14 protein-coding genes and 1 tRNA gene are annotated in these 16,402 nt (G+C 57.8%); 10 read left to right on the forward strand and 5 right to left on the reverse strand.

Features of this window, described 5'->3' with window-relative positions:
- Positions 1 to 90: 90 nt before the first annotated feature.
- The 5 genes from tmk to AC5RU3_RS07275 all read left to right on the forward strand — a co-directional run bounded on the left by tmk (position 91) and on the right by AC5RU3_RS07275 (position 5,493).
- Positions 91 to 705, forward strand: coding sequence for a dTMP kinase (gene tmk, locus AC5RU3_RS07255; RefSeq protein ID WP_309123817.1), 615 nt, complete (start codon positions 91 to 93; stop codon positions 703 to 705).
- A complete protein-coding gene (locus AC5RU3_RS07260; protein ID WP_309069950.1) occupies positions 702 to 1,865 on the forward strand; it encodes a DNA polymerase III subunit delta' in 1,164 nt (387 codons plus the stop codon). The genes tmk and AC5RU3_RS07260 overlap by 4 nt, the downstream gene beginning before the upstream one ends.
- Positions 1,862 to 3,409 carry an alpha/beta hydrolase gene (locus AC5RU3_RS07265; RefSeq protein WP_493965159.1) on the forward strand — a complete coding sequence of 516 codons (1,548 nt, stop codon included), beginning with the start codon at positions 1,862 to 1,864 and terminating at the stop codon, positions 3,407 to 3,409. Before AC5RU3_RS07260 ends, AC5RU3_RS07265 begins: the two co-directional genes overlap by 4 nt.
- Before the next feature lie 79 nt (positions 3,410 to 3,488).
- A tRNA-Thr gene (locus tag AC5RU3_RS07270) sits at positions 3,489 to 3,561 on the forward strand.
- Positions 3,562 to 4,044: 483 nt separating this feature from the next.
- Positions 4,045 to 5,493, forward strand: a complete 1,449-nt coding sequence (locus AC5RU3_RS07275; RefSeq protein WP_493965160.1) for an endonuclease NucS domain-containing protein — start codon at positions 4,045 to 4,047, stop codon at positions 5,491 to 5,493.
- A 198-nt stretch (positions 5,494 to 5,691) separates the two neighbouring features.
- Here the strand turns inward: AC5RU3_RS07275 and AC5RU3_RS07280 are convergent, their stop codons facing one another.
- Together AC5RU3_RS07280 and AC5RU3_RS07285 are read right to left on the reverse strand one after the other, a co-directional pair.
- Positions 5,692 to 5,904 (reverse strand): hypothetical protein, encoded by a 213-nt coding sequence (locus AC5RU3_RS07280; protein WP_493965623.1) that lies wholly within the window; start codon positions 5,902 to 5,904, stop codon positions 5,692 to 5,694.
- Positions 5,856 to 6,239 (reverse strand): recombinase family protein, encoded by a 384-nt coding sequence (locus AC5RU3_RS07285; protein ID WP_493965161.1) that lies wholly within the window; start codon positions 6,237 to 6,239, stop codon positions 5,856 to 5,858. The genes AC5RU3_RS07280 and AC5RU3_RS07285 overlap by 49 nt, the downstream gene beginning before the upstream one ends.
- Positions 6,240 to 6,259: 20 nt before the next feature.
- On the opposite strand from AC5RU3_RS07285, the gene AC5RU3_RS07290 reads away from it, so the two are divergent.
- The 3 genes from AC5RU3_RS07290 to AC5RU3_RS07300 all read left to right on the forward strand — a co-directional run bounded on the left by AC5RU3_RS07290 (position 6,260) and on the right by AC5RU3_RS07300 (position 10,202).
- Positions 6,260 to 6,997, forward strand: coding sequence for a hypothetical protein (locus tag AC5RU3_RS07290; protein ID WP_493965162.1), 738 nt, complete (start codon positions 6,260 to 6,262; stop codon positions 6,995 to 6,997).
- Positions 6,990 to 8,594 (forward strand): hypothetical protein, encoded by a 1,605-nt coding sequence (locus tag AC5RU3_RS07295; RefSeq protein WP_493965163.1) that lies wholly within the window; start codon positions 6,990 to 6,992, stop codon positions 8,592 to 8,594. The genes AC5RU3_RS07290 and AC5RU3_RS07295 overlap by 8 nt, the downstream gene beginning before the upstream one ends.
- Positions 8,595 to 8,885: 291 nt before the next feature.
- A complete protein-coding gene (locus AC5RU3_RS07300) occupies positions 8,886 to 10,202 on the forward strand; it encodes a pentapeptide repeat-containing protein (RefSeq protein WP_493965606.1) in 1,317 nt (438 codons plus the stop codon).
- Positions 10,203 to 10,436: 234 nt separating this feature from the next.
- Here the strand turns inward: AC5RU3_RS07300 and AC5RU3_RS07305 are convergent, their stop codons facing one another.
- Entirely contained in the window at positions 10,437 to 10,916 is a 480-nt protein-coding gene (locus AC5RU3_RS07305; RefSeq protein ID WP_493965164.1) for a DUF6998 domain-containing protein, read from the reverse strand.
- Between the two features lie 465 nt (positions 10,917 to 11,381).
- Here AC5RU3_RS07305 and AC5RU3_RS07310 point away from each other — a divergent pair, with 465 nt between their 5' ends.
- Positions 11,382 to 12,779, forward strand: coding sequence for a DNA cytosine methyltransferase (locus AC5RU3_RS07310; protein WP_493965607.1), 1,398 nt, complete (start codon positions 11,382 to 11,384; stop codon positions 12,777 to 12,779).
- The gene (locus AC5RU3_RS07315; protein WP_493965165.1) at positions 12,757 to 13,935 is read left to right on the forward strand and encodes an MvaI/BcnI family restriction endonuclease; all 1,179 of its coding nucleotides are present in this window, start codon (positions 12,757 to 12,759) and stop codon (positions 13,933 to 13,935) included. The genes AC5RU3_RS07310 and AC5RU3_RS07315 overlap by 23 nt, the downstream gene beginning before the upstream one ends.
- Here AC5RU3_RS07315 and AC5RU3_RS07320 read toward each other — a convergent pair.
- The gene (locus AC5RU3_RS07320; RefSeq protein ID WP_493965166.1) at positions 13,898 to 14,356 is read right to left on the reverse strand and encodes a very short patch repair endonuclease; all 459 of its coding nucleotides are present in this window, start codon (positions 14,354 to 14,356) and stop codon (positions 13,898 to 13,900) included. The genes AC5RU3_RS07315 and AC5RU3_RS07320 overlap by 38 nt on opposite strands.
- 115 nt (positions 14,357 to 14,471) lie before the next feature.
- Positions 14,472 to 15,167 carry an HNH endonuclease signature motif containing protein gene (locus AC5RU3_RS07325; RefSeq protein WP_493965167.1) on the reverse strand — a complete coding sequence of 232 codons (696 nt, stop codon included), beginning with the start codon at positions 15,165 to 15,167 and terminating at the stop codon, positions 14,472 to 14,474.
- Positions 15,168 to 16,402: the final 1,235 nt, after the last annotated feature.

Raw genomic sequence — 16,402 nt, forward strand, 5'->3', positions numbered from 1 at the left:
TCCACAGAACCATCCGTTGAAACGCGGTTCGTCAGGGCAAGTCGGTAGGCTGAACCAGTGACATCTCAGACTCCCCGCCGCACCGCTGGCATGTTCATCGCGTTCGAAGGCGGAGACAGCGCGGGCAAGTCCACCCAGGCCACGCGGCTTGCCGAAGCGCTTGAGGCGGACGGCCATGCGGTCATCCGTACCCGCGAGCCCGGCGGCACGGAGATCGGTGAAAAGCTTCGTTCCCTCGTACTCGAACACGGGCACGGCCATATTGACGCCCGCACTGAGGCCCTGATTTTCGCCGCTGCCCGCGCCGCCCATGTGCATCAGGTCATCCTGCCGGCCCTGCAGCGCGGCGAGGTGGTGGTGTGTGACCGGTACATCGACTCCTCGGTCGCTTATCAGGGCGTGGGCCGGGGCCTGGGTGCGGACAGCGTGCTGGATATCAACATGTGGGCTGTCGAGGGACTGCGCCCGGACCTCACGGTGCTGCTGGACGTTGACCACGTCGAAGGACGCGGGCGCCGAACCTCCAGTGCAGCCGAGGAGGACCGGATGGAATCCGAGCCGGACTCCTTCCATGAGCAGATCCGGACCGCGTTCCGCCAGCAGGCCTCAGCCAACCCTGGACAGTACCTGGTGCTGAATGCATCCGACCCGGTTGATTCGATCGCGGAAGTCATCGCACAGTCCGTACGGGAACGGCTCGCATGAGCGTCTGGACATTCCTGACCGGTCAGGCAGCTGCAGTTGAACAGCTCCGCCGCGCCGCAGCAGCCGAGCAGCCCAGCCACGCCTGGCTGTTCACCGGTCCTCCCGGTTCCGGCCGATCAAATGCCGCACGGGCGTTCGCCGCTGCCCTGCTATGTGACCGCCCATTACTGGCCGAACGCGGCTGCGGTGAGTGCAAAGGATGCACGACGGCGTTGGCCGGCTCGCACGCGGACGTCACCAACGTGACCACGGAGAAAGTCACCATCAGCATCGACGAGGCTCGTGAGCTGGTGAAGAAGGCCCAGGATAAACCGTCCACCGGCCGGTGGCGCGTCATCATCGTGGAGGACGCGGACCGCATGCAGGAACGCAGTACCAACGTCTTGCTGAAGGCCATTGAGGAGCCCCCGCCACGCACCATCTGGCTGCTCTGTGCGCCCAGCCCCGGCGATGTCCTTGTGACCATCCGTTCCCGCTGCCGCTCCGTCAGCCTGCGGGTGCCGCCGGTCGATGCCGTCACCGACCTGCTGGTGCAGCGCGATGGAATCGACCCGATCATCGCCGAAGCAGCTGCCCGGGCCGCGCAAAGCCACATTGGGGTGGCAAAACGGCTCGCTACCGATTCCGATGCCCGGGAACGGCGCAACCAGATCGTTCGGTTGCCTCTCAACCTGCGCAACATTGCCGGCGCGATGCGCGCCGCCGCCGACCTGGTGAAGCTGGCTGAGGCTGAAGCGCAGAGCTCCTTTGAGCAGCGCGATGCTGAGGAAAAGGCCGCTCTGCTGACCTCGCTCGGAGCACCCGAATCGGGCACTCTTCCTCCCGCCATCCGTGCCCAGGTCAAGCGGTTGGAGGATGACCAGAACCGACGTGCCAAGCGTTCCAAGAATGACTACTTCGATCGCGCCCTCACCGACCTCACCTCGTTCTACCGTGACGTCCTGATGCTTCAGCTCGGCGCCGGCGGACACCTTGTGAACGAGCCGCTGCGGCCCGAACTTGAACGCTACGCGGAACACGGGACACCGGAGCAGACGCTCGCCCGTATTGAAGCCATCAACAAAGTGCGCACCCGGATCGTTGGAACCAATATCGCCCCCCTGCTGGCCATCGAAGCGATGGCCGTCAGCCTGCTGCCAGAGAAGGAACTTTCCGCGTGAACCACTCCAAACCCGTGCGCCGCTCACCGCTGCGTTCGCTGGCAGGTGCGGCCGCCGTCGTCGTCGGTCTGGTTCTCTCCGGCTGCACGGCGGGTCCGGACACCGGCGCGGTGACGGCGCCGCCAGAGGTGATCGGCGAGGTTCCGGAGAACCTGCAGGAGTTCTACACCCAGGAGATCACCTGGGAGGAGTGCGAGGGTGAGTTTGCCTGCGCCACCGTCAAGGTGCCGCTGGATTACAGCGACCCGGGTCGGCAGTCGATCGACATTGCGGCTATCCGTCTTGACGCCTCGGGCGAGCCTCAGGGCTCGCTCCTGATGAACCCGGGCGGTCCCGGCGTCTCCGGCTACAACACAGTCCGTGATTCCGCGGAGTTCCTCCTCAGCGATCGGCTGCGCCAGTCTTACGACGTGATTGGATTCGACCCGCGCGGCATCAACCGATCGTCGGCAGTGGAATGCCTTACGGATGAGGAACGCGAGGAAGCCCGGACAGAAACGATTCCCCCGGACGCGACCGATGAGGAAGCGATCGCGCTCATCGAGGAAGATTCCGCCGAGTACGCCGAGCTGTGTGCCGAACGGTCGGGCGAGCTGCTTGGCTACATTGACACCGTGAGCGCCGCGAAGGACATGGACATTCTGCGCGCCCTCGTCGGCGACGAGAAGCTGAACTACCTCGGGTTCTCCTACGGCACCCAGCTCGGCGCTGCCTACGCCGGCCTGTTCCCGGAGAAGGTTGGGCGCTTGGTGCTCGACGGCGCTGTGGACCCTTCGCTGAGCTCTGCCGAGATCACGGCCGGTCAGGTCGCGGCGTTCGATGAGGCTCTTCGTAATTACATCGCAGACTGCCAGTCGCAGAGCGACTGCCCGCTCCCCGGTGATGTCGAGGAGGGCGTTTCCGTCGTCGATGACCTCTTCGAGTCGGTTGAGGCCAGTCCGATGACTGCGTCGGACGGCCGGCTGGTGACCATCGGAACGTTCTTCCAGGGCTTCGTCCTTCCCCTGTACGACAGCGGAAGCTGGCCTGCGCTCACGGGAGCGATCGACCGTGCACTCCAGGGCGATCCCACGGAGTTCCTCCGGTTCGCCGACCTGAGCGCTGAACGGCAGCCGACCGGGGAATACCTGACCAATGCCTCCGATGCGTTCACCGCGGTGACCTGCCTGGACTATCCAATGTCTGCCGACCCAGAGACCATGGCAGCGGAGGCCGAGGCGCTGGAGGCGTCGTCGGAGGTGTTCGGTGAGTACCTGAGCTATGGCGCTCTGGCCTGCGAGAACTGGGAATACGAGCCCGTCAATGAACCTGCGCCGGCCAGCGCGCCGGGCGCGCCGCCGATGGTGGTCATCGGAACCACCGGGGATCCGGCCACCCCCTACGAGTGGTCACTAGCCCTCGCCGATCAGTTGGAATCCGCCGTCCACGTGACCTGGGAAGGCCAGGGGCACACCGCCTACGGCCGCTCCGGGGAGTGCATCGAGTCGCTCGTTGACGACTTCCTCATCGACGGCACGGTTCCCGACGACGGCGCCCGCTGCTGATTTTGACCGGTGAGCTTACGCTCTTATACAGTTATTCCTTGTTGAACGGGCCAGGTTTCAGCCTGGCGCCCAACAACTAGCCTCCTTAGCTCAGTCGGTAGAGCGTCTCACTCGTAATGAGAAGGTCGCCAGTTCGACTCTGGCAGGAGGCTCTCCATAGGAAGCCCCTACACCCTTCAGATTCAGGGAAGTAGGGCCATCTCTGCGTTGTTCGGGCTGAAAGCGCTTGACAAATACAATCTCCTCTGCATGCTCGGGTATTCCTTGCTGATCTTTGCCTTATCGTCACTTTTTCGTCACCTTGGAATTGACAACGACACAGCGCTAGGTCACCTCACATCACAAAGATTTCCTTTCAAGCGTCACTTGGTCACCGCTGTTAGCGCGAACCTGGCTGCGTGTGACTACAGTGTTCTCGTGGGGATTGAAGTTGCACCGGACAATCCGTGACTCGCACTGACTGAACGATGCGTATGCGGACTCCATCGGTGTTGAGGTTGTTTCAGGTCTCATCAGTGATGAACAGCATCCTTTCGGAAGCTCATCTTTGAGAAGCCGCTGATGTTGATCGGCGCCCCAGGCGATTTATCGCTGTCGATCTAGGGCACGAAAGCTACATAGCGAAGGAGCTACCGATGACCTACAACGAAGCCGTGATCCGCGACTTCTTGGCCGCTGATCTCGATATCATCGAGCCTGGACTCAAACTCCTCGAGACTGAGTACCATCTACCCAACAACGTAGGATCTAAAGGGTTCATCGACATACTGGCTCAAGACCGGCACGGCTTGCTAGTTGTGATCGAGCTTAAGCGAAGCAACGCAGCTGCAAGGCAGTGCGTTCACGAGCTGTTCAAGTATGCCGGCCTGCTGGGCAAGAATGAGGGCGTTCGTCTGGACCAACTGAGATGTATCGCCGTCTCAACGGAATGGCACGAGTTGTTGCTTCCATTCTCTGAACTATTTCATTCCGGGCGTTTCCAGTTATCGGGCTACGAGTTGAATGTGGACCACCAAGGGAAACCGGTGCAGGCGAAGCTCGTGACTGCTCTTCCTCCACAATCGGGAGTGGAAGTATGTCCTGAGCACACGATCTTCCTATTCAGCGACGAAGATGGCCGGCAAACAGGTTTGAAAGGCATGCAGCAGAATCTCAGCAAGATGGGTATCCACGACTACGTCCTAATGGACGTAGATTACGCGGGAGATGACACTGAGATTATCTACCCCTTCGGCTTGTACTTTGCCTTACCCGAGATGAACTATGTAGATGTGGAATCGATGCATCGTTCAGTTCAAGATGCTTACGATGAAGATTGCCGGTATCCAGCCGAGATGGCGGTAAGCGTAGCTGTCCAGAACGACTTGCATTATGACTCGATTGCGATCTCGTATCCTGATAAGTTCTCCCACTACTTCCTAGGTGGGGAGTGGCGAGTCGCGGATTGGCACAACTCCGGCACACTTAAGGTCTCCACTCTTAGACCGCCTGAGGCCGTCCTTGCAGCGATAGCTGCAGTTGATTCAGGTCAAGGAACAACCTTTTATCAAACGGTATCGCGAAAAAATCACCTCGCGTGGAATCGGTTCATACAGAATATAGAACTTCACCTCCATTGGTGTGCAGCGTGGAAGTCTGCCCTTCTCGATTTCCTCTCGGGCGTAAGTATGGAATCTACTATAAGCACGCGCATATACGCCCCTGATGATCTACTCACAGTCATGCACAAAGCGTTAGTTGAGGGCGACCCTTCCTTCCTTCCACAGATGGAAGTCGTAGTTTCGAATGAGTCTGAGATAACCGAGATTCTTCTGGGATTCATGAGTTGGGATGGAGAGGTGGTCGAGATTTCGCTCCAGGACTTCCTTCGAAAAGCCTATGGAAGCTTCGACGATTACCGGATGGCTCAGCACTTCGCTGAACAGGGAGAATTCGAGAGCGCCGCCTGCGACTACTTCCACATCGCTTACTCCGCAGTCGTGCTCGGGCTTGATGCGCTTGAGTCACCGATGCCCCTCGATATCGCCGCTTATCGGCTTGCGAATCAAAAGGTTGAGGACGAATTGGCAGACGCATTCAAATAGCCTTCGATTCTGGAGGTTCAGCGGGGAAGTTGGTGTTCCAGCCCCATAATGAAGCGCCTACCGAAATAGGTGCTGGGATAGGTGAGGACGGCATACTCCCCTGACGCATAGAAGCCCACGGGTGCCGTTAGGGCTGGTGCCTGAGCAGTGCGGCAAGGAGCTTGCGCACGGATCCAAACGCCGTTGCTTGAAGGGCAGTCACGCGTCGATGAAGCGCGCTGCCCGAGACATCCCTAAATCAGGGGCCATCTGAGCCGCTGGCTCGCCCGACTGAATCAGACGGGCGGCGTTCTTCATTCGTCGATCGTTGAACTTTCCTGCTGCGTGTCGCTTGCTCAGACTGTCAGTGATCCACTCGCGCCTTATCTCAAGCTCCATCCGCGCCGGCACGGCAATGACAGCAAACGCCATGCCGCCCAAGGCTTGCTGGTGTCCATGTAACCCCCGCCTAGACTCAGAAAGCGGAGACGTATGCTCTTGCTTTTGAGTTGATCGACCAACGCCAGCATGTTCCCGGTGGAGCGTCTCAAGCGGTCGAGTGTGGTGATCGCCAGCTTGTGTCCCTCCTGAGGCGCGCCTCGCGCGTTGTCCAGTTGGACGCGGGACGCCCTTGCCCCGCTGACGACATAATCTAAGTACTCATCATCCCGCCGCACGACAGAATCCAGCAGGATCGGGGCCTTTGCCGCAATGGGCGATCGAAGCGCGGTTTCTCTCTTGCTAGCCTGTGAGGGACCGCCCGCCATTCGAGCAGAGGGAGACTTCGATGAACGAGCCCCTGGACTCGGCTGCGTCAGTCGACATGCGTCAGTATCTGCAAGACCTCCAAGCGGCGGCGTCTCGGTGTTCTGAGTCGGCTGTTGCTGATCATCGGGCTGCCTTGGGCGCGGTGCACCAAGTCGACGATGACCTCAGACTGTGGGTGGATCTGATCACGGGTCCCGAGGTCGATCAACTTCGTGCAGCGCGACGCGAGCTGGCGCTTGCCGAATTTTGTGCAGCTTTAGGTCTATACCGCCAAGCCTTTGCCAGCCTTCGTCTTTTTCTCGAGTTGAGCTTCGCAGCGGTCCATTTCTCCGTTCATGAATTCGAGCGAAGGCGATGGAAATCCGACAAGAGCGACTTTTCGTGGTCTAGGGCGCTAGATGAAGAGACTGGTCTGCTGTCGAAGCAGTTTGTTGACGAATTCGCCCCTCAGTGCAGAGATGATGCACGCAAATATGCTGGAGATGCTGCGCGCACTTACAGATACTGCTCCCAATTCATTCATGGCAAAGCGAAAGTGTCCGATTCATTGCCCGAGGCATTGGACTACAGCAGCGAGGCAGTCAGCGGCTGGTGCACCCACGCATCATCGTGCGGAACAGCTGTTCTGTTCCTGCTCTATATCCGCTACGGTGCGGACCTCAACGCCCATACCGACTCGGCATTGAGCGAAGTGCTCATCAATCGATTCGGACATCTTAATCCCATACGCGTATCTCTAGGATTGGCTAATGACTAACAGTAGCGGGGACCTCTTCTACCGAACCGAGGACCTCCAACTCGACGAAGTCCTCGGCTACTTTGTAGAGACGTCCGGTGATCGAGCAGTTGTCGATCGCTTGAAGTCAAGATCACCTGTACTTCTGCGAGGAAGTCGAGGAGTTGGGAAATCCTTCCTTCTGCGAGTGGCCGAAGCAGAACTGAAGAGAGATTTCGACGTAGATAGAATCCTTCCTGTCTACGTCACCTTTGCGCGCGCGGGTCTGATTCGTCAGACAGAAGACGGCTTCATTCCCTGGATGATTTCCAAAATCTCGTCAGCCATCAGGCGGGCCCTGGTCACGTACGGCCTATCACTTCCCCCTGAGAGTGCCCTTGCAGCCTTGATGGCTCCCCCTTCAAGGTTCCCCGCTGGCCTCGCCATCGACGATGTGGTCCAAACCGAGTATGAAGAGTTCTGGAAGAACGGAGAACCCGTTCCATCTGGACGCCTAATCCCTGACCCCGACGTACTCAGGGACGCCATCGACGACCTCTGCGAGGAGCTGGGACTGAGGCGCATTGCCCTTTTGGTTGACGAGGCAGCGCACGTATTCATCCCGGACCAACAACGACAGTTTTTCACTCTCATGCGCGACCTTCGAAGTCCAAGATTGGCAGTAAAGGCGGCGGTGTACCCGGGGGTCACCTCCTACGGTGAGTCTTTTCAGCCGACCCACGATGCGACCGCTCTGGACGTCGAACGCTCTCTCACAGACTCAAAATATGCCTCGTCCATGCGGGAGATAGTTCTGAAACAGGACGTGACCCTAAGGCGCTCCATCGAGCAATACGGGGAGGCGTTCGACGTTCTTGCATTTGCGGCCACAGGAAATCCGCGAATTCTTCTCAAGACTTTCGCTGCCAGCACGCCTATCAATCGAGCTCGAGTCCAGGAAACCATCAGGAACTACTATCGGGAGGAGATCTGGGCCGAACACTCCAATCTGGCGGAACGGTATCCGGGGCATAGGGATCTCATCGATTGGGGCCGGAACTTCATAGAACGCGACGTTCTGCCCGTCCTCTACGCACGAAATCAGGGAACATCCGAAACATCGTCGGCTATATGGATTCACCGGGATGCTCCGCAGGCCGTGCGGGAAGCGCTTCGTCTCCTTTGTTACAGCGGAATTCTCCTTGAGGGTGTCTCCGGGATCCGTGCGACTCGCAGCGAAGTCGGCACCAGATACATTGTTAATCTAGGCTGCAACTTCGCCCAGGACGCGGAACCCGTCCAGTATGGATCTGCCGTCAGATCAAGTCTGAGCATCAAGCGCATGCAAGAATTCGGTGCGAATCATCCGTCATACAAGCCAATAGAACAGTTGGGGATCGAATCCCTGCAGTCAGATAGCAACGTGGCGCTGGATGCCCGTCTTGCTGCCGGCGTAAATAATCTGGATCTCACCTATTTCCAGAAGTCGAAGCTACGTGAGCTCAACTTGACCACGATTGGTGACGTACTCGGTGCCTCCGAAGCCGACTTTCAAGCGCTCTTCTACGTTGGCAGGGTGCGATCCAGGCAGATGAGAAATGCCGCCATCATGGCCGTAATCGAGTATCTGTCAGGGTAGCAAAGCATCATGAAGCTCCGAGAGGGCTTGTATCGTAACTGCCGCGTCGGGTAAGACATGCCTTGAAAAACATAAGGCAGGCTGACTGTTTCGTTTGTGGCGCCATCACCGTTGCGCGGAGCGCTCCATCTGACGCCAGTGCGCGTAAACCGTTGACGAAGACCTTGGGTTTGCTGCGCTCCCGGCAAGCAATGGTCCTTGGACGATCCATCTTCACGGCTTGGAGAGAGGTATTGGTGAGTAACAGCTGCATAATCAGATTTATTGACTAATGTCGTTGTTGTGGACCACATGGCGCTGGAAGCTCTCCTCTCCTCCAATCACAATTGGAATAAATATCGACGGTCGATGTCGTCTCGACGACCGGACCTTCGAGGAGCAGACCTAAGCGGAGCGGACCTCACCGACGCGAACCTTCGGGACGCCGACCTTGCCGGAGCGGACCTCACGGATGTGGACCTAAGCGGAGCGAACCTCAGCGGCGTGGACTTCACCAGCGCCGATGCTGCCCGGGCGGTCTTGGCCGAGGCAAATCTCGCCCAAGCCGACCTCACGCGAGCCAACTTCACCGGAGCGAACTTTGACCACGCTGTCCTAACCGAAGCCAACTTCTACAAAGGTAACTTCACCGACGCGATATTCACATGGGCAAAAATGACCTCTACTGATCTCAGTTTCGCCAACTTGGCTCGCGCGGATTTGTCTCATGCAAACCTTCACACCGCGAAACTTCGGGAAGCGACTCTGACCGGCGCTCGCTTCTCCGAGGCAACGCTCACTGCAGCGGACCTCACCAATGCGGACTTAAGCGATGCGTTTCTCATGCATGCGGACCTGACTAGCGCAGTTCTTGAGGGCATCAAGATGAGTGTAGATACGGTCAACCCCGCTGGGGATCAGCTGAGTATCTATCTCCACGCAGGTGTAGTGGGCGAGCCCCTAGAAGTGGGCCTAGTTCGCATTCAGGTCGCCCTCCCTGAACACGTAGATCCTCAGTTCTTTGCGGACATCACTTCCTCCGTGGCAGCGATCGCGCGTCTCGCGTCTCTGGTGGGGGCGCGGCTTCACGCCAACCGATTCGAAGGGCCTCCACGAGAATCGTCCGGCAACCTGCTGCTGGGGACGGCCGAAAATTCCTCCGTAATTCAGGTGCGACGCTCCCATTATGGAAGCCCCTGGTGGATAGACCTCATCGAAATGGCACCGGCATTTGCGGCTGGTGCAGGAGCTGCGACGGCGTTCGTCGCGAGGAAGCGCAATCAGAAACTATTGTCCGTTCTCTTCACTATGGCGCGCCGGGAGGAGCGTGAGCTGTGGTTGGAGAATCGAGTTGAGCAGCAACGCTTCGAGCTCGAAGAGAAGCGCGCGAACACGTTGAGTCATAAAAAGCGGCGAATGAAAACCGAATGGGCCATCTCGAAACTAGAGATTGAACCGGCTTCTGAGGCTGACGTGCGGGAACGTGTGACGGATGGCGTCCCTGACCCTGAAACAAGAGCCGCTCTCCTCGATGCAGTCCCTGACATGATGCCGCTAATGGAGCACGGCATCACTGTCCTCACCACAGAGACTAGCTGGGTTCATTCAGATGACGGCGAGTCGGCTTAGTAGGTCACGATTGGTCCGTCGTTGCTATACGCGCGCGAGGGCAAGGTCAGTTGGAATGATGCCGCTCGCCAGAAGCAGCCGCCGGAGTGAGAATTGAACAACGGATGAATACGGCCGAAAGACAGGAAGCTCTCGGCGAATCGCGAGGGCAGATAGCATCTTCAGCTGACTGAACCTTTCCGCTCTCATCTTCCCGCGATCCCCTAGATCAGTCCGTCCGTTCCCCCTTGGAGATCAGCGGAGTTTTGAATATTCGTACTCGATCTCAGAAGTGAAGTCAGTACCAAGTGTCATCGCTAAAGCGACCGGGATTAGCCATCCGTTGACGTGACTGCTGAACCGCCCCTTGCCTTCAACTTCCTCCCTCGGCACTAAGCGAGCCGCGTGCAGCTCGTAGCTATCGGCTTTGAACACCAGCACTGCGAGAAAGTCGAAGTCGAACGATCTCAGTGCCGATAGGACCTGCGTACCGACGCCGCTGATCGCGCGCGCTTTGACCTGCACCCGACTGCCTTCTGCCGTGATGATGTCATAGCTTCTCGTTGAATTAGGGACGATGGTTCCACCGAGCGCAGCATGTGCAAGGTGCTCCGCGATGTCGCCAAGTGGTGCGTTTCTTGTTCGCACCAGCTGCCTTCTCTTCAACTCAACCAATATTTGCCCATGGAAGTGCAGTAGTTCCTTGGCAGTCATCTTCTCGAAGTCTGGCTGCATTCACTCAGGCTACAGCTCCTACTATGAGCTGCCGTGGGCTTCAGCATGTAGACCAAGGGCGCTCGCAGTCGTGGGTGGCGGAATGACGAGATGACGAACCCTTCCGACGCCGTACCTTCGAGATCAACGCACGGACCCTCGTGAGGGATGAGGCCAACAGAAGCCAGATCAGGTGGATCAACGGGGTTCTTCCTCTAGGAGTTGGGGGCACGGATTCGCGTCCCAACGTCGCCGGGAAAACTGGGACTTGGGATGCTGTCGTTCAATCAGTAGGCACATTGCCGGCAACATCGGAAACTGGGAAGGGTCAGGACCTTCGCCTATTGAGATGCAGTTGAACGTCATACTTGAGCAACCTCAAGGGTGAGGAACCGCTCGCTTCCTTCGGCGTAGCGCCGTTGAGCTGACCCGCAGTTGAGCCGGGTCCTGGAAATTGGGGGAGGCTTACGGCAGAATAGCCTAGTGATGAAATACGTAGACCTTTTCGCCGGCTGTGGCGGGCTCTCGCTCGGGATCGAACGAGCAGGGGGTGAGCTCGTTGTTGCCGTGGAGAAGTCTGACATGGCTGCTAGGACGTTCTTCCATAATTTTGTCGGGGACGCCTCAGACGTCGTCGCATGGAATCGATATGTCTCCTCCGACGTCCGTTCTCAGGTCAAGCAGCGCGTACTGGTGCGTGAGCTGAGGTCACTTCTCGATGAAGAAGCGACGATGCACGAACTGGCTACCGAAGGTATTGATTTGGTTGTAGGAGGACCTCCATGCCAAGGGTTCTCTCTGGCGGGAAGGCGCAACCCTGACGACATCCGGAACAAGCTTCCATGGGAGTACCTTGAGTTTGTGGCGCGGACCAAGCCCAAGGCTGTGGTCATAGAGAACGTCGTGGGCATGCACCAAAAGTTCACTTCAGAAGAGTCGTCATCGTTCACCCAGTTGCAAATCGCGTTAGCGGAAATTGACCCCGGGTATGTGGTTCAGGGCGTGCACGTTAACGCTATGCACTACGGCGCGCCTCAGCATCGCCCCCGGTTGATGATCATTGGCATTAGGTCCGACGTCGCGGGTCAGCGTGGTCTCACCTCCACGTCCGAGTTGTGGAAGTCAGACTTCCTTGACCGCATAACGCACCCGTTGCCCGACCTCGCTCCCGTCCCTACGGTAACTAGCGACGACGTCCTGACCGTGGAGAGCGCGATCTCGGACCTGTCTCCCCACTCCCCCAAGCCCAACTCCAAAAGGAACGCGGCGTACGTTCGGGAAATGCGTAGCAGGGAATGGAACCTGCGACTTCGCCCGGGCAAAGATGAACACAACCATGTGCCTCGTCGGCACACCGTTCGTACTACTGAGCGGTTCCGCCTGTATCAATATCTGGCCCAGTCGGGCCTGGACCAAAGGGTAATTAGCCGAGCAGCCGCAATGCCAGAGTCCGACGCCATCCTCTACGTGAAGACTCAATTGATCGACGCAGAGCTGCCCGCGAGGTCCCCAGATGGCGTCTTGTTAGCAGCTACTAACGAAGACCTGATCAATCTAGTGATGCGTTTGGCCACGAAGAAGCACTCTCAGCGCGTTTTGGGATGGCAGAAACCCGCACGGACCGTTGTGACGTTGCCGGACGATTACGTTCACCCCTCGGAACCCCGTATTTTCACCGTTCGGGAAATGGCGCGTTTTCAAGGATTCCCCTCTGCATTCGAATTCCTCGGCAAGGAAACCACAGGCGCTCATCGCAGGCGAGTCGAAGTGCCCCAATATTCTCAAGTGGGCAACGCTGTTTCGCCTTGGCTATCCTTAGCGGTAGGGAAACGGATCACGGAATTAGTGGGGGAACCGCCGAGTGAGGGCGCTGAACGATTTTGAGCTGGAGAACCTGTCCTTCCTGACTCGGTACGGTTTCGACTTCGAATTACTACAGCCCACCGGTACAGCGCTGAAGAAGTCAATCATCGACGCAACGGCCGAGTTTCGCGCTTTCCTCAGCAGGCAAGACGTTCATGACTTCGACGCGCAACCTCAAGGACTGGATCACCGAATCTTCAGACGGACCAAGATCGTCACGGTCGAGGGCAGAGTCGTTGAAACCAAAGCATCTATGTACCGACCCGTCACCAAGGACGGCGATCCCCGTATTTGGTTCTACGATCTAAAAGGTCGTTGCTCGCCCGACGACATACTTGTGATCCTTTGGCGCGATGACTGGTTGTGGGTGCTCAACTCCAGCCAGGTCCGGCTAGCGGATGCCGTCGAACGTTCGCCTTCGTATGCTGACGTTCTCAAACCGCTCCTCAACGAACGTGAGAGCGTGTTCGAGGAGTTGCTGGGTATGATGCGTGAGATCGCCTCTAGGGACTTCATCCCCGTACATCGAGAGGGTGACACGGCGGTCGGGCACCTTCTGGAAACAGAGCTCGGTATCGAAGCCAACTCCAGCAGAACCCCCGACTATAAGGGTGTCGAGATAAAATCCACACGGGGAAAAATCTCGCGAAACCTTACGCTATTCGCCAAAGTAGCCGATTGGGACATAAGTCAGCTGAAAAGTTCAAGACAAATACTTGAAACATTCGGGTATGAGAGGAACGGGAGGCTCAACCTCAACTGCACGGTGAGCGCGCGCATCCGTAACTCACAAGGACTTCAATTCGTAGTAGACGACATAGGCGGGTACCTTCACGAAACATCCGACAAGAAAGGGTTCACTCGGCCAGCTACCTGGCGCTTGGGCTCGTTAATCGATGCCTTAGCAAGCAAGCATGCCGATACCTTTTGGGTGAAAGCGCAGTCTCGTAAGAGCGCGGGCAGGGAAGAAATTAGGTTCCTGTCCGTGACCCAGACAACGCGTCCGATCCTCCAGCAGGTAGCCCCGCTGCTCTCCTCGGGCGCAATCACTATGGACCATCTAATCTCGTCAGAGCACTCTGAGAGAGGGCCGCTGTTCAAGATCAGCGCGAAACACTTCAATGAGTTGTTTCCCGAGCCTATCTTTCATGACCTCCGTGCCGAGACGAGCCCATAGTCGAGTCAACGGCCGCTTCACCGAGGAACTCCGACACATAATCCAACAGGCCGGTTTCAGCTATGCGGCACTCCCATAGCACCAGAACCTCCCAACCCAGCCGGCTGAGTTCATTCAGTTGGCGCGCGTCCCGGTCCTGATTACGACGCCGTTTCTCAGACCAGAATTCTGTATTGGTTTTTGGGAGTCGAGAGCCAACAGGACATGCATGACCATGCCAGAAACACCCGTGAACGAAGATGACCTTCCTTCTCGACGGGAAAACTAAGTCAGGTTTCCCAGGCAGGCGCGCGTCATGCAAGCGGTATCTGAACCCAGCAGCATGCAACATCTTGCGTACGCGGACCTCGGGCTTAGTGTCTTTGGACCGGATCTTCGACATATGAGCGCTTCGCTGCTCGCGGCTGAGAGAGTCTGCCATCTGCGCATCCTATTCCCATCTGTAGCGAGCGTCTCAACCTCTATCGGTGCCGAAGCGCCCGAGGGGGGGGGGGGGGGTACTACCCCTCCGCCATCTACATCACTCCCCGCCAGTCTTAGCGCCTCCCTGCTTGAACGGGTTGGGAAGTCTCAGTTTTGGGAGGATCGTCCGCTACTGATACTTGCATTCCGTGCTCGACTATTGCGCCCTTAGGTAGTGCTACGTTCGCAAGTAGCTCTCCCCAAGGGTCGGGATCAGATAACTGCACTCGTAAGCCAAGACTTAGTGCATACTCCCAGATACGGATATCACCATCACCCAAGCGGATGCGCTGCAGCAACATGTTCTGGGCATGAGTGCACAACTGCAGGTGCTGCGGATTCACGCAGAGCGTGACGTTACAGACGTGATCCACGTGCATGCCGGAAGGAATCGGTCCACGGTACGCGAGCCATGAGTAACGGTGGGCATATGTGCCCTCAGGGTGTGAAAAGTTGGGGTAACTATTCCACCTTCGCTCCTGCTGGCGACCCCCGCGCCAAATCCAGCAACCGCTAGCGACAACCGTGACTTTGGACAAGAAGCGCTCATGAAGAGTCTGCTTCACAGGCAGGCGCCCGTCCCCTCCATTCCGGCGCCTATCGTAATGGCGCCTGCATAGGGTCACTGCATGAACGTTCTCTTCACAATCGTCCGCTGAACATGTTCTAGGGCGACCGTCATGGCTTCGGCGCTTGTCGCGGGCAGAGGACTCATTATGGAGCTCTTGCTCAGCAGGAAGCGCCGCAGGCGCAGAGTCATCAGAATGCACTTAAATTCCTCAAGCGTGTTCGTTGTGCCCGGTGCTTGCGCCCGGGCACGGGGAGGGTGGAACTGTGATTGACAGAAGGTGACTGGCGGTCACCTAGGTCTATGCGAAGGACGGAGAGTTGATCGGTAGAAGAATCACTTCGCTCTCTTCTTATAGGGAGATTTCTAGAACCGGTTTTCTTCCGTGCACCGAAGCATCGCGCCGACCGTCTCTGGCGTCGCTTCGCTCCACCATTCCAGCTCCCTCTCTGTCCACAGGTGCGGCGTGAGTGGGGTCGCTCGATCAACAAGGTGGGGCGACTCGTCTTGCGAGGACAAGAGGGCATGGACGCTGGACCGGTTGAACCGCCGCCGACTGGACATTAGCCCGACTGCACGAGCGAGTTTCCAGTGTTCCGTTACCGTCTTGACGTCAATGCCGACCATCTGGGCAATCGTTCCCCGGTTGACCGTCGTGATACCTCGACGGTTAGCCGTATGAGTTGTTGCAACCAACGTACGAACCACCTTCGGCTTCAAACCCGCCGCTTCGATCATGGCGAGGTAGCTCTCGACTTCGAACGTTGTAGTCGCTGTTCGGGAAGCATGAGCCCGACGATGTCGGTTCAGGTACCACGCTGCTGCTCGCCATTCCCAAGAGGGCGAGACCGGATTGATGGGCCCCGGAGAAGCAGCCGCTGCATCAAGAGCCGGTTCCGCCCTCAGGAGGTGTCATCCAAATCAGGCTGCACTGCAACTATCGACAGCTGATCGTGCGCTTCAGGCAACCCTAGGGAGGACCACCCTTTGTTGACGCACCCAATCGTCCAGTTCTTCGGTGCGATATCTGCACCTACTCCCGAATTTATAGAAACGAGGCCCCACTGCCTTACCCGACTGGGCAAGCCACTTTTCGGAGACGTTGAGGTACTGCGCCGCCTCTCGACGAGACAGAAACTGCGGCTCCCTCACGGAACGATTCTCCGGAGACACGGATGGGGCGGGTACTACAGCAGAGACCATAGACGATCCTTTCTTGCCGAAACCATAGATGACTAGGAAAGCCATCTATGGCAGAGTACCGCATTCAGCTTGGCAACCAAAGTCTGCTAAGTTGAAGCCTCACGAACTTCATCTCGGGAGCAAACTTGCCGGAACCGATGCCAGATCTTCTTCCCTCGGAAGCCATCTATTTATGGGGACCTGAAGAATCCACGAGTCCTAGTTCTGGTGGGGAAACAGTCACTACGCAGTGGT

This window comes from Arthrobacter sp. MDB1-55, from assembly GCF_059092925.1.

Excerpts from the sequence above, each read along its gene's own strand:
- tmk (WP_309123817.1), top strand. The coding sequence starts at position 91 with ATGTTCATCGCGTTCGAAGGCGGAGACAGCGCGGGCAAGTCCACCCAG.
- AC5RU3_RS07260 (WP_309069950.1), top strand. The coding sequence starts at position 702 with ATGAGCGTCTGGACATTCCTGACCGGTCAGGCAGCTGCAGTTGAACAG.
- AC5RU3_RS07275 (WP_493965160.1), top strand. The coding sequence starts at position 4,045 with ATGACCTACAACGAAGCCGTGATCCGCGACTTCTTGGCCGCTGATCTC.
- AC5RU3_RS07280 (WP_493965623.1), bottom strand. The coding sequence starts at position 5,904 with ATGGCGTTTGCTGTCATTGCCGTGCCGGCGCGGATGGAGCTTGAGATA.
- AC5RU3_RS07285 (WP_493965161.1), bottom strand. The coding sequence starts at position 6,239 with ATGGCGGGCGGTCCCTCACAGGCTAGCAAGAGAGAAACCGCGCTTCGA.
- AC5RU3_RS07290 (WP_493965162.1), top strand. The coding sequence starts at position 6,260 with ATGAACGAGCCCCTGGACTCGGCTGCGTCAGTCGACATGCGTCAGTAT.
- AC5RU3_RS07295 (WP_493965163.1), top strand. The coding sequence starts at position 6,990 with ATGACTAACAGTAGCGGGGACCTCTTCTACCGAACCGAGGACCTCCAA.
- AC5RU3_RS07300 (WP_493965606.1), top strand. The coding sequence starts at position 8,886 with ATGGCGCTGGAAGCTCTCCTCTCCTCCAATCACAATTGGAATAAATAT.
- AC5RU3_RS07305 (WP_493965164.1), bottom strand. The coding sequence starts at position 10,916 with ATGCAGCCAGACTTCGAGAAGATGACTGCCAAGGAACTACTGCACTTC.
- AC5RU3_RS07310 (WP_493965607.1), top strand. The coding sequence starts at position 11,382 with ATGAAATACGTAGACCTTTTCGCCGGCTGTGGCGGGCTCTCGCTCGGG.
- AC5RU3_RS07320 (WP_493965166.1), bottom strand. The coding sequence starts at position 14,356 with ATGGCAGACTCTCTCAGCCGCGAGCAGCGAAGCGCTCATATGTCGAAG.